The 13,141-nt window shown below is 36.2% G+C and carries 11 protein-coding genes and 3 pseudogenes; 13 read left to right on the forward strand and 1 reads right to left on the reverse strand.

Annotated elements, in window-relative coordinates; genetic code table 11:
• Positions 1-623: 623 nt before the first annotated feature.
• The 4 genes and pseudogenes from U8D43_RS21040 to U8D43_RS13590 all read left to right on the forward strand — a co-directional run.
• Positions 624-1,067: pseudogene (locus tag U8D43_RS21040) on the forward strand (IS1595 family transposase); the annotation flags it as partial.
• Between the two features lie 1,478 nt (positions 1,068-2,545).
• Entirely contained in the window at positions 2,546-2,713 is a 168-nt protein-coding gene (locus U8D43_RS13580) for a hypothetical protein (RefSeq protein WP_335871725.1), read from the forward strand.
• A 1,076-nt stretch (positions 2,714-3,789) separates the two neighbouring features.
• Positions 3,790-4,644, forward strand: a complete 855-nt coding sequence (locus U8D43_RS13585; protein WP_335871726.1) for a DUF6612 family protein — start codon at positions 3,790-3,792, stop codon at positions 4,642-4,644.
• A 491-nt stretch (positions 4,645-5,135) separates the two neighbouring features.
• Entirely contained in the window at positions 5,136-5,813 is a 678-nt protein-coding gene (locus U8D43_RS13590; protein WP_335871727.1) for a protein kinase family protein, read from the forward strand.
• Positions 5,814-6,112: 299 nt separating this feature from the next.
• Here the strand turns inward: U8D43_RS13590 and U8D43_RS13595 are convergent, their stop codons facing one another.
• Positions 6,113-6,256, reverse strand: a complete 144-nt coding sequence (locus U8D43_RS13595; RefSeq protein WP_335871728.1) for a hypothetical protein — start codon at positions 6,254-6,256, stop codon at positions 6,113-6,115.
• Positions 6,257-6,937: 681 nt separating this feature from the next.
• On the opposite strand from U8D43_RS13595, the gene U8D43_RS13600 reads away from it, so the two are divergent.
• From U8D43_RS13600 to U8D43_RS13640, 9 genes and pseudogenes are all read left to right on the forward strand, one after another.
• A complete protein-coding gene (locus tag U8D43_RS13600) occupies positions 6,938-7,267 on the forward strand; it encodes a PadR family transcriptional regulator (protein WP_335871729.1) in 330 nt (109 codons plus the stop codon).
• The gene (locus U8D43_RS13605; protein WP_335871730.1) at positions 7,264-8,463 is read left to right on the forward strand and encodes a DUF2812 domain-containing protein; all 1,200 of its coding nucleotides are present in this window, start codon (positions 7,264-7,266) and stop codon (positions 8,461-8,463) included. Before U8D43_RS13600 ends, U8D43_RS13605 begins: the two co-directional genes overlap by 4 nt.
• 59 nt (positions 8,464-8,522) lie before the next feature.
• Positions 8,523-9,215: an aspartate/glutamate racemase family protein gene (locus U8D43_RS13610; protein ID WP_335871731.1), complete on the forward strand. Its 693-nt coding sequence runs from the start codon at positions 8,523-8,525 to the stop codon at positions 9,213-9,215.
• Positions 9,216-9,460: 245 nt separating this feature from the next.
• A pseudogene (locus U8D43_RS13615) lies at positions 9,461-9,595 on the forward strand (DUF4372 domain-containing protein); the annotation flags it as partial.
• Positions 9,596-9,635: 40 nt separating this feature from the next.
• Complete coding sequence (locus U8D43_RS13620; RefSeq protein ID WP_335871732.1) at positions 9,636-10,073, forward strand: GNAT family N-acetyltransferase; 438 nt, start codon at positions 9,636-9,638, stop codon at positions 10,071-10,073.
• A gap of 36 nt (positions 10,074-10,109) precedes the next feature.
• Positions 10,110-10,469 carry a nuclear transport factor 2 family protein gene (locus U8D43_RS13625; RefSeq protein WP_335871733.1) on the forward strand — a complete coding sequence of 120 codons (360 nt, stop codon included), beginning with the start codon at positions 10,110-10,112 and terminating at the stop codon, positions 10,467-10,469.
• 292 nt (positions 10,470-10,761) lie between these two features.
• Positions 10,762-11,226: a GNAT family N-acetyltransferase gene (locus U8D43_RS13630; protein WP_335871734.1), complete on the forward strand. Its 465-nt coding sequence runs from the start codon at positions 10,762-10,764 to the stop codon at positions 11,224-11,226.
• A gap of 874 nt (positions 11,227-12,100) precedes the next feature.
• Positions 12,101-12,870: pseudogene (locus U8D43_RS13635) on the forward strand (ABC transporter ATP-binding protein).
• A complete protein-coding gene (locus U8D43_RS13640) occupies positions 12,857-13,069 on the forward strand; it encodes a hypothetical protein (protein ID WP_335871735.1) in 213 nt (70 codons plus the stop codon). Before U8D43_RS13635 ends, U8D43_RS13640 begins: the two are co-directional and overlap by 14 nt.
• The last annotated feature ends 72 nt before the right edge of the window (positions 13,070-13,141 follow it).

Here is a 13,141-nt window from a genome sequence, read left to right on the forward strand (position 1 = left end):
CGAGCTTCTTGAATATGCATTGAAAAAGAGCAACAAAAAGGTACAAAAACTAATCAATAGTCAACTACAACAATGGATTGCAGGCTTGCCTAACTACATCAAGGATTACCTGCCTATTTCAGTCTGCGAAAGTTGAGTAATTAAAATGAGTATCCCTTTTGCTCAAAATTTCGTTTAAAGAAACAAATGTTAGTGTATTATACTGACTAACATTATTCTTGAGAGGGTGCATGAAATGGCTAGATATGAACAAATGAGTTTGGTGGGATTCCAAAAACAGTTCTCCACGCATGAAGCTTGTCATGATCACCTATTTAAATTGAAGTGGTGGGCACATGGTTATCGCTGCGAAAAATGCGATAACGATTCGTGTTTTGAAACAATAACACGTAAACACAAGTTCTTTGAATGCAAAAGATGCTGTTACCAAGCCACTGTAACGGTGAAACTGTTATGGAAAAAACGCGAACGGACTTAACCATGTGGTTCTTAGCCATCTATATAATGGCTCATGATTAACGAGGCGTATCGGCAACAAGACTTTCTGATGAGCTTGAAATAACTTATAAAACGGATTGACTTATGCTACATAAAATTAGAAAAGCCATGAAAAAAAAAGAGACTCAGAATACACAATAGCTGGTATTGTAGAGCTAGACTATGCCTTTTTTTGTGCACTTTTCGAGGGTGGAAAGCGCGGTCGTGGTACGGATAAAACCAGGGTAATAGTTAGGTTAACTTTAAACAAAAAGGGACATCCTCTGTTTGTGAAAATGAAAGTAGTCCCAGAAATAAAAGGGGAAACCTTGATCGATTTTGCTAAGAAGGGTATTGAACCGGGCTCGATGATTAGTAGTGATGCCTATCATTCTATAGAGCGCTGGAAGGAGCTGGTTTTAAGCACGAATATCAAGTTTATAATGCTAAAAGAAAGTCCAGACCATTTAAACTGGCTGCATACCACTCTTTCAAATGCCAAAGCGTTTATTGGTGGAACCTTTCACGGACTCGGCTCTAAACACCTCCAATCCTATTTAGATGTATTTTGCTATCGATTTAATTGTAGAAAATTTTAAGGAGAATGGTTTAGTCGCTTAGATAAATAAGGGGCAACCACAGGGACCACTAGCTTGTCTAAGCTAAGGGGATAATTATTTTAATGAACAAAGGAATAATTAAAGATAGCATAAAAACCAGTTTCACTCCATTTTTTAAACGACTTTCTTCTCAAATTTACTACAAATGATCAATCTTTTTTATAAAACTATAAAAGGGGAGCTACAAATCTATCTAATCCAAGATAGGATACTAAGTGATACAGATAAAGATATCCTGGCAGTTTTTGCTGTTGTAATTGTGATAGCAATTATTTTTTAACGCCATAAAAAAAGCTTCTTCGCTATTTAGTGTTTAGTTCAAACAACTATGTAGGTTTCGGAACTCAATCAATTATTCTTGTAACAGGTGGTGAATGCTGAGCGAGCAATTGAACTCATTCCCTTGTCCGGTTTGGTTTTTCGCTTGTTTTAATCAATATGTAGAATCCTGACATTAAGCTAAAATGGTAGCATCAATTGAACCCTAGAAGATTGACTTGTCAACACTAAATAGCGAAGAGCCTAAAAAAAACACCTTGAGGGAGGTCCTTCTTAAATTTGCCTATCTTCCATAGACATTAACACTATCAATTCTCGTTTCCTAACCTTTTAAGTCGCCAACTTGATGAACAGTAAGAAGCGTTATAGTAGTTGCCTCATCTTTCACAACATACTCTAAGGTACTACCATCTTTTTTTACATCCAGTGAATCTTCTTTTTGACCATCTACATAAAGTATAAGCTTTGCTTGGTGTACATCACCAATAAAATCGGGTGCAAAAACAGATACTTTACCAACGTATTATCCTTCATCGAAAGCTACAAAATAAGCAGCATTACTACCACCGCATTCAGAACCACCAATACAAAGGTTCTAGATAGTTGTAATTAATGGTGCTGGTTCATTGGCAAGTACAGAGTGATTTGTCGTAAAACCCATCATAAACAATAGAAAGCTAGTAACAATGACATTAAATTTTTTCATGAATTTCTCCCCCAAATCGATAATAATTTATTAGTCATAAAATGATATTCTACCATATTTAACAAAAATATGTAGTCATATACTAGATTTTCTTTTGAGCATATACTATTTACGCGGTCGTCGCCGAAAAGTATAATCATTTTTATCGTGAATATTTGACAACCGCTTTTTTGCAGTCTGCCAAAGTGATGGCAGGCTGTTTTCTTATATTAAGGCTGTTTTCGCAAAGTTTGTTGCTTATCGTATCAGTCTATCATCTATGATTTAGCTTAGTTTCGGGCATCATTTCGTCTATTTTTGATGGAATTCAACAGTGAAATGAAAGATTTAATCAAAAGTATGATGAAATAGCCAAATATATACGAAAAGAGCCTCTATTAATTACCAAAATCAGGTCATGTGTACAAGCATATTAGTTTTTATTTAATAGACTATTGTATCTTAATAAAAAGGAGGTGTAGCTATGAACGCATCCCTTGAAGTGTTATGTGTTGGGAAATTGATTTGTGGAGACGCTCAAGTATTTTTCGTTAGGGTTAAAAGAGAAGAAGCAGTTGCAGATTTAGTAATTGGTCCAGAAACATTTGACATTCTAAACGTATTGCTTGGAGTGCCACTTTGCGATGACTAATTTTCAAAAATAAGTTACAGATTTCTCCGTACTGGATGTCTCACTTTATGTTTTAAGCAGGTGTTGGTTTGGAATAAAGTTTGATCAAAACAACTGATAAACCTTAATAATATCGCTAATAAAAAGAAGCCAATTTGAAAAAAGATTCATCAAAATGGCTTCTTTTATTGTGAATTAGTGTACAATTTTTATAAAAAAGTTGGATCAAAAGCTTTCATATATCTTCATAGAGCGAAGTTTGCTTAAATGTTCACCATCTAAAAAGGTTAAACTTTTTTCAAAACATCGCAACTTTTTTATAAACGGTACGACTTTCTTCAAAACAATTAAACTTTGTTTTAATCTAACAATGACCTCGAAACGGTTATCCTTAGTTTCTTTTATTTAAAAGAAACTATCAATCAAGAGGTGAATAAAGCATACCTTCATCTCAAAATTGATAGCGATGATAAGGAAAATTTGGATTTTATGAAAAGTGAGATTTTTCCTTTAACTAAAGTATTAGATCAAAAAATTATAAAAATAATCTATGATTTTCCGTATCTAAAGTCGATAAACCGTAACTATAGCCCTTTTTTAGAGTATCTGAAATCGAGTAATCGAGATAGATTTGATAATTTGGTGCAGAATATAAAGAATCTTAATTTCTCATATTTAAGTCTTGTTGATAATATTTTGTTGCTATTGGCACAAAGAAAAAACAGACAGTAAGTTTTTTTGGCTGATTTCTCACTTTTTAACTAGAAATAGAGAAGTGTTCATGAGGAAAAGAGCACGAAGTCATTTAAATCAGGAGATAGATTCCTATTTGAAAAGCCAAAATCTTAGCGAAACAGCCTTTCTGTGAACGATTATCTTCGCCAGGCGAGTTAATCGTTCACATCTTTTTAGTTGCGATAGTATGAAACACGCCAATAAGCTAAAATCAACGCATTTTACGAATTTTTTATGATTTTTTACGAATATTGCTCTCTAAGTCTACCATTTATAGTAAACTAAATTTAGATTTTGATCTAGCTGAAACTTTTTTGTCACAGGGACGTAAAGAGAGTATAAATCATAGGGAGTGAATGAAGATGGGGAAATTTTCAAAATCAATACTTGTCGCAGCACTAACTTTGTCATTAGGTGCGTGCTCTGCCACGGCAACACCGACTGAAAAGGTGGAAAACGAGAGTAAATTAACACTTGTCGAAGTGTTTAATAAAACAAAGGAAGCGGAAACATCACTTGAAAGCTTGCATATGGATATGACAGCTAATCAAGCGATGACGAACTCAATGACCAATGAGGTTGTGACTATGGAAACCTCTTCAAAAGCGGATATGGTCATGGAGCCACTTTCAGGCAAAATTACGTCGATTATGAACTTATCAGGTGCAGAGGATATACCAGCAGAGTTCTCAGGATTTGAAACTGAAATGTATATTACTGAAAACGGCATATACATGAAAGAAAGCGTTCAAAACCAGTGGAGTAAGTTTCCAGCAGAGTTTATGGATCAATTCGAATCGATGATGATGAAGGATTCCTTGCCAAAAAATCAAATGGAACAATTAGAACCGTACTTAGATTCCTTTACATTCGAACAAGATGAATCGTCTTATATTCTTACATTGGATCTAGAAGGGGAAAAGGCGAATGAAATGCTTGAGCAGGGACTAAACGTTTTACCAGATGAATTGCAAGGACAAGCAGCAGACATGCAAGAGAATATATCAATAGAAGCCATCAAGATGGTCGTGTTAATAAATAAAGAAACATTCTTCACTACACAGATGGATACAGAGACAAAAATGATTATGTCGATTGATGGGGAAGAGATGATGATGGATTCTTCAGTGAAAATGACCGTCAAAGATCATAACAACATTTCAGAAATTATCGTCCCAGCAGAGGTAGTAGAACAAGCTGTTGAAATGGAATTTTAGAATATGAGAAGGCCTACAGGATAAAATGTAGGTTTTTTTATATGGTCTTGAATTTTTGGGAAATATCTGAGACCTTAATAAATTTACTGACGCTATGATGAATTACTGGATGATTTTCTAGCTTATTGGCTAAGGAAGCGGAGTCATTTTTTTAACATTTTAGTGATATGCTAAGGGTAACAATGAAATTTAGTTTGATTGGAATGAATGACTTTTCATTTCAATAACGAATTTGTTAGTTAATAAGGAAGGCTCTTATCGTATACTTTGTTGCTATTGGAACAAAGAAAGAACAGGCAGTAAGTTTTTTTTGACTGATTTCTTACTTTTTATCTAGTAATGGGGAAGTTTTCATGAGGAAAAGAGCACGAAGTCATACAAATCAGGGGATATATTCCTATTCGAAAAGCCACAATCTTTGCGAAAAAAGCCATATGGAAAAACCGAGCTCACTTAAGATAGAGAATTGGCGTTAACGAAGGGAGAATGACATGAGGAATAAATGGGAAGGAGCGACTTCTTCACTTTCTCAAATAGCGGTTTCTTCAAATCTCAATAATGAACCGGTCACCATAACTGGTGTTCTAGACGATCTAAAATGTATAGGTGTAGGGACGGATGCAGCCGTGTTTCAATCTCTTTATGCTCCAGAGTATGCATTTAAATTATTTGCAAAAGATAAAGTTATGAAAATTAAAGCGGAAGAAAAGGTCTATCAGTTGTTAGGTCATTCCCCGTATTTCTCAACCTGCTTCGCTTCCAGCCATAATTATCTCGTATTAAGCTACGAGGAAGGGATAACGCTTTTTGATTGCTTACTCCGGGGCATTAATATACCAGAACAAGTGATTCGTGACGTTGAGGAGGCCAGAGAGTATGTTCAAGAAAAGGGGCTTAATCCTCGTGATATTCACTTGAAAAATATTCTTTTACAAGATGGTCGAGCCAAAATTGTTGATGTTTCAGAATATGTGAATCCTGGAAATGATTTTCGCTGGGAGCATTTAAAGAAAGCGTACGAAGACCACTATTCCGTTATTGAAGGGAAGTCGATACCGTTTTGGTTAGTGGAAGCGATCCGTAGGCGTTATAACCTGTGGAATCAACATTTTTCTTCCTTTGATGACTTTATGAAAGTGGTATTGAAGATGACCATGTTTAAAAAATAGTTGGGTTATGAATGTCCGTTTTGGTGTGCGTTTCTTAATAATTGGCTCTTTTCGTATACATTGTGGCTATATCATTTGATTTTTGACTAAATCCTCCATTTCATTGTTGATTTAAATCAAAAATTGGCGGATTCAGCTGCAGTGGCTTGCGGCTCGGGGTCAAATGAATAACCCTCCAGCGATGCAGGCATCACCTCCGAGTTCTTCATTTGCCTGACGCCGCAGGACAGCCACTTCCGCATTTCGTGATCCAGCTGCAGTGGCTAGGGACTCGGGCATTTGTCAGTCCACTACGTGAATCAGGCTTCACTGCGTGTTCTACCAGATGCCTGCCGTCCCTGGGCAGCCACTTCCGCTTTTCTCGATCCAGCTGCAGTGGCTTGCGGCTCGGGGTCAAATGAATAACCCTCCAGCGATGCAGGCATCACCTCCGAGTTCTTCATTTGCCTGACGCCGCAGGGCAGCCACTTCCGCATTTCGTGATCCAGCTGCAGTGGCTAGGGACTCGGGCATTTGTCAGTCCACTACGTGAAGCAGGCTTCACTGCGTGTACGGCCAGATGCCTGCCGTCCCTGGGCAGCCACTTCCGCATTTCGTAAATGATGCCCGAAACAAAGCTATATCACAGATGATTAACTGATACGAAAAGCCACAATCTTTGCGAAAACATCCTAATAATTTGAGTACATCCTAATTTAAATGTTTTATTTTTATTTAACGGTATCGTGAAGCAAGGCCCTATTTCTCATTCGATTCAATGAGAGTTAGGGTCTTTTAATTGTTACTTAGACACGGGTGGAATAATGAACAAGTATAGAGAGCAACTATTAAACTAAACTTAAAAAATATGGATAATATTACTTGTTTAATATGTCACGTTGTGATATAGTCATGGTGTGATGTATTACGTTGTAACATAGAGTGAAAGGAAGATTGAATTACTTAAGGCTCATCTCGTATAGTTGGAGGGTATTTTATCTGATTTTTGACTAAATTATCCATTTCAAGATGATTTCCATCAAAAAAACGAAATAATGCCCGAAGCAAAGCGATATCATAAATGAAGAACTGATAGGAAAAGCCACAAACTTTGCGAAAATAGCCTTACTAAAAGAGGTGTGATGATGGAAAGTGAAAAGATTGAAAAAAAGTATATCCCAATGACTGAAACGGCCTTTTACATATTACTATCATTATCGAAGCCACGTCATGGCTACGGGATTGTGAAGCATGTAGAAGAAATATCGGACGCTCGACTTCGATTAGGATCAGGCACGGTCTATGGAACGCTCACAAAAATGCAGAAAGACGGTGTCATTACGGTCTTTGCAGACGAAGAGCGAAAAACAGTCTACGAAGTGACAGAATTAGGAAAAAGAATAATATTAGCAGAGATTAAGAGAATAAACGAGCTACATCAAAATGCGATTACATACCAGGAGGACTTCAGATGAAAAAAGTAGTGAAACCTTTATGGAGCTATGATGTTCAAAAAACAGAAGCCTGGCTTTCGGAAATGGCAGCTAGGGGATTTCATTTTGTTATGTTGAACCGATGGACGAGGAGCTTTTATTTTCGCCCAAGCGAGCGTAAATCGATTACCTATCGAATCAGTTACGAAAAAGTGAAGGGAGTTTCTTTATCTTCGTCACTTCAAGAAGAGGGCTGGATAAAGTTAGTTCAGAGCGGAAATTGGCTTTTCCTTGCGAATGAACAACCCACTGAAAAAATCAAAACTTCATCGGTTCGTGAAGGTGTAATTAAGAGGAATCGAATGAATATGTACATCTTTAGCGGCGTTTCTATCTATTTAGGAGGAATATTGGTAACCAATTTATTGATTTGGGGTATTGGAAAAACACAGGAGGGTTCAGTCAAAGTAGTAGAGAGCCCTTTATGGGTGATCACTTATTTTGCGTTAGGATTGGCTATTGCTGTATTCATTCTATCTATTTATTCCATTATTAAAATTAATAAAAATAATAAACAATTGAGTCAAATGAAATCAAGCGATTCTCATTTTCATTCTACTATTGGAAAAAAGTTCGATAAGAAAACAGAAAAACAAATGAAGCGGAGTGGCGAACTCGTTCTGATAAGAAAAATTGGCTGGATGTATTCGCCCGATAAACTGGAATTATGGCTTGAAAGCATGGAGAAAAAAGGGCTAAATCTATATCGTGTGAGCAAAACGGGCACAGCCTTCATATTTAAAAAAGGGAAACCACGCTATATTAGTTATTGTGCAGATTATCAAAACATTTCGAATGAAAGCTATTTTAATATTCACCGAGATTTTGGTTGGACCCTTACGTTTAGTTCTTATTCAGCTTTACAAAAATGGACGATCTGGAGCAAACCCTATGAGGAAGGAGAGGAGAAACCTCAAATCTATAGTGATAATACGACTCAAATGAAACATGCTAAAAAAGTAGCGGTCGCCTATACTATTTTATTTCTTCCAATTTCATTAATGTGCTCGTTCAATGTCTTCCTCTTTCTTGAAGGAATGATAAAAGGCACTTCTTCAACTTTAAATGTCGTCAATTTCATCATGTTTTTTTTGTTAATATTCGTATTTGGCTCGTTTATTGTTAGGACTTGGATCTATGTCTGGCGACTAAAAAAGCGTTTAACTCTTCACCCGTAAGATGAATATAAGCGGTGTTTAAGATGATTTTGGGAGATAAAAAGGAGGAAAATAAATCTATGAAAACAATTGGCTTGATTGGTGGGATGAGCTGGGAATCCGCGACGGAATATTATAAGGTTATCAATCAAGAAGTGAAACGTAGATTAGGAGGTTTGCATTCAGCTAAGTGTATTTTATTCAGTGTGGATTTTGCAGAAATCGAACAACTCCAATCAAGAGGAGACTGGGAACAAGCAGGAATTGTTCTCGCAAAAGTTGCTTTGAGATTAGAAAAGGCGGGAGCGGACTTTATCGTCCTTTGCACGAACACAATGCATAAAGTCATTCATTTAATTGAAGAAGCTATCTCCATTCCTATAGTGCATATTGCTGATGCAACCTCAAAAACAATCACCCATTCAAAGATCAAAACAGTTGGACTACTTGGAACTCAATATACGATGGAACAAGATTTTTATACAGCTCGGATCAACTCAAATGGAATTAAGGTCATCATCCCGAATCAAGCCGAACGTGAGCTAATAAACCAAGTGATTTATCATGAATTATGTTTAGGGAAGATACAGCTTACTTCCAAAAGGTTTTTTCAACAAGTGATTCACCGTTTAATGGAGAACGGGGCTGAAGGAATCATCTTAGGATGCACGGAGATTGGCTTGTTAATTCAGCAAGAGGATACAGGCATTTCATTATTTGACACAACACAAATTCATGCTGAAGCTGCTGTGAGTTATGCCTTAAAAATATAAAATGCCTTTCTAAACAGTGGTGTTAATTCTCTCAAAATAGAAGGGAGAATTGAAAAGCAATTTTTGATTTTAATAGAATAGCTAATTGATATACTAAGTGAGTTCACTAGTGTTGCATTAATTTAATGTGAATATTTAAAATACTCACAATGTTCAATTTTATTATTTTATGCAAAGAAAAAGTCCTTTATAATGGATAAAGTCAGGTGGTAACCCGTCCAAATCCACTAAAAAGGACCAAACTCATGGACAAGATTACACGAAAAACTTCATTTGGGCAATGGTTTTCTCCGATAAATTTTCAATCATTTGAAGAAGATGTGAAAACCATGCAATATAACCGTTGTACTAAAAAATTAACCTCTATGACCTTGCTCAGAAAAAAATATTTATCTACAAAAAAACTAGGGGGGCTATTTGATGAAAATTGTGCAACAATGTAACCAACAAGACCGAGAGTTTATTAAGAAAAAAGTGATTGAGCATAATCTGAAAAGTTTATCGGATGAGGTGAAAACGGCTTTAGAGGATGTGAGTTTTGTTTTAAGAGACGCTGATGAGAAGTTAATTGGTGGAGTGACGGCAACGTTGTTTTGGCATCATCTTCATATTGATTTTCTCTGGGTATCAGAAGAGTACAGGAATAAAGGTCTAGGTCAATCGCTTATGTTAGAGTTAGAAAATTTCGCTATTAAGCGAAAATGTCGCTTGATGCTTGTTGATACTTTTAGTTTTCAAGCACCTAAATTTTATAAAGATCTAGGATTTAAGGTTATCGGAGTAGTAGAGGATCATCCCAAAGGGCACGAGCAATATTTCTTAGAGAAAAGATTACCTCTACCTAGTGCACCGGAATAATTAAGAAACGGACAAATTGAGAAGTGGGTGATGCAAGTGAATGAAAAGTCTTCCTTAAAGGAACAGCTACGTCGATTAGAAGAGAAGCTACTTCAACCTGAAGTTCGCAGCTCTCAACTAGAATTACAAAAACTACTAGCACCTAATTTCTTTGAAATCGGGAGCTCAGGAAAAGTACTTTATCAAAATGAGCCCATTTCAAAAGCGGGTATTCCAACAGTTGATATGTCGCTCAGTGAATTTACTATTCACCCGATGTCAGAAGAAATTGTGCTGGCGACCTATAAAGTATACAACGCGACCAAGCATCAGCACACACTACGTAGTTCACTATGGAAAAAGGTACAGAATCAATGGAAAATGGTGTTTCATCAAGGGACAATAGCTCAAGAGTAGTTCATTTCATTATTTCATGATTCAGCTGCAGTGGCTTGCGGCTCGGGGTCAAATGAATAACCCTCCAGCGATGCAGGCATCACCTCCGAGTTCTTCATTTGCCTGACGCCGCAGGGCAGCCACTTCCGCTTTTCGTAAATGGTGCATGAAACAAAGCGATATCAACGTTTATACACTGTTCGCAAAGCAACAAACTTTACGAAAACAGCTTTGTGAAAACACCCTTAACTTAAGACATTTCAACGGATAAGGTTAAACTAATTGACTTGGCAAGATAGAATGGAGAGAGAAAATGATACAATTTAGTAAAGTCCAGCAAGAAGAATTTGATAAGTATTTGGATTTCCTGATTCCTGACTACGCTCAAGGAATTACTGAAAACTTCAACTTAACTATGGAGCAAGGTTTGGAAGAGTCTGAAATGATGGTGAATGACATGTTAAAGGACGGGTTATCTTCTGAAGGTCAATATTTGTACAATGTAGAAGACGTTAATCTAAATGAAAAAGTAGGGATTCTTTGGTATAGTATTATTCCAGAAATTAAACAAGCGCATTTGAATCATATTTTAATAGAAGAGTCTAGGCGAGGTAAAGGGTATGGAAGTAAGACGCTAGAGAAACTTCAGGACATGCTTAAAGAAGATGGTATAAAGTCAATAGGATTAAGTGTATTTGGAAGAAATGAAGGTTCGTATCGATTATATAAGAAGTTAGGATATTCAATGACGAGAATATCAATGGAGAAAGTACTTTAAGAGCATAGTATTTATAAGTAAGACGTATTTCTGTTGAAGTGCGTTTTTTTCTAGTCTGGAGAAGAAATCGGATATTATTATTTGCCTGGTAATAATGATCAGCATTGGAATAGTCATATTTCCAGTCATTTGCGTTACTACGGGAGCACGAATTAATAATCAGAAAAAATTTATTCCGTAAGAGTATTTAAGGGTAGCTGCTAATATGCTTCTTTCGTGGTGTGCTACCAAAAATGCAAATGCTTTTACATAGACAGACCAACCTAAAAAACATACGTCCTTTTCTTACAAAGGTGATATGAAAAAAATAAACTCCTGAGGGAATTGTAATCAATGTGACAGTGATTTTGAGCGGGAAATATGATTAGATGCACAGGAATCTATCTATTTAGTAGTTGATAAACTGCTACAAAGAGCTATTATTCGTTAGGAAATCTTTTTTTCGTATACATAAAAGTTGCTATTTAATCTATCTCTTGCTGGTTCTCTAGAGTTAGGGATGGCGTTCATCCAAAAGTATAAGAAAAAATGCCCAGAACCCAATCTCATCAATGAAATATAGACTACTGCAAAAAATCACATTCTTCATGAAATGCTCTATTCGTATACATTTTAGCTATTTCATCTGATTTTTGATTTAATCGACCATTTTACTGTTGATTTCCAATAATAATAGACGAAAAGAGCCCGAAACAAAGAGATATAACGGTTTATAGACTGGTGCGAAAAGCAACAAACTTTGCGAAAACAGCCTCACGAAAACACCACTTTGTATGAAATCTTTCAAACTGTAAGATTCATGTCATCGAATGAAATAGGTGTTTTCAACAAATGATTTTACAATAAGGTATAGACAATTTAAAGGAGAGATATTATGACATCTATACTAAAAGTAGAAAATATGGAAAAGTATTTTGGAAATAAAGGAAATGTCACAAAAGCCATTGATGATTTATCGTTTGAAGTGAAAAAAGGTGATTTCGTTGGCATTATGGGTCCCTCTGGAAGTGGAAAGACGACGTTGCTCAACTGTGTTTCAACCATTGATAAGGTAACGACTGGAAGTATTACGATAAATGGACAAGAAGTTACATCATTTAAACGAAATCAACTTGAGAAGTTTCGCCGCGATGAGTTAGGATTTATTTTTCAAGATTTTAATCTGTTGGACACACTTTAACAGCGTTTGAAAATATTGCCCTTACCTTAACCATTCAAGGAACTAATCCTGCTACGATCGACTCTAGGGTCCAAGAGATTGCAGAAAAACTTGAAATTACGCCCGTATTAAATAAGTTTCCCTATGAGATGTCTGGCGGACAAAAGCAGCGAGTTGCTTCTGCACGAGCCATTGCAACCAACCCCTCTCTGGTATTAGCGGATGAGCCAACAGGTGCACTAGATTCGAAATCCTCTCGTTTATTACTTGAATCATTTGAAAAGCTGAATCACGAATTAGAGACCACTATTTTAATGGTAACACATGATTCATTTACAGCGAGCTATGCTAATCGAATCCTTTTCATCAAAGATGGACAAATTTTCAATGAATTGGTAAAAGGGAATGAATCAAGAAGAGAATTTTTCAAGCGCATTATGGAAGTGGTTACCTTGCTTGGAGGTGATGCAGATGATGTATTTTAAATTATCATTTCGAAATGTCAAACGTAGTTTTAAAGACTACGCGATTTATTTTTTGACCATTACTTTCGCGATTAGTCTTTTTTATAGCTTTAATTCATTGCCCGCTCAGCAAGCAATGATGGATCTTTCTAGTAGTCAACAAGAAATGATTACGGACTCTTTGAAAGCACAGCGATTCTTTGGACCAGCGTCGGGTTAGGAACAGTTGGTACCTTTCTTTTCTACTTTTCACTATCAGGCTTTTTATTGAATATGTTAAGAAGAAATAAGA

Source organism: Bacillus sp. 2205SS5-2, assembly GCF_037024155.1.
In the GTDB taxonomy this organism is placed as follows: Bacteria; Bacillota; Bacilli; order Bacillales; family Bacillaceae_K; genus Bacillus_CI.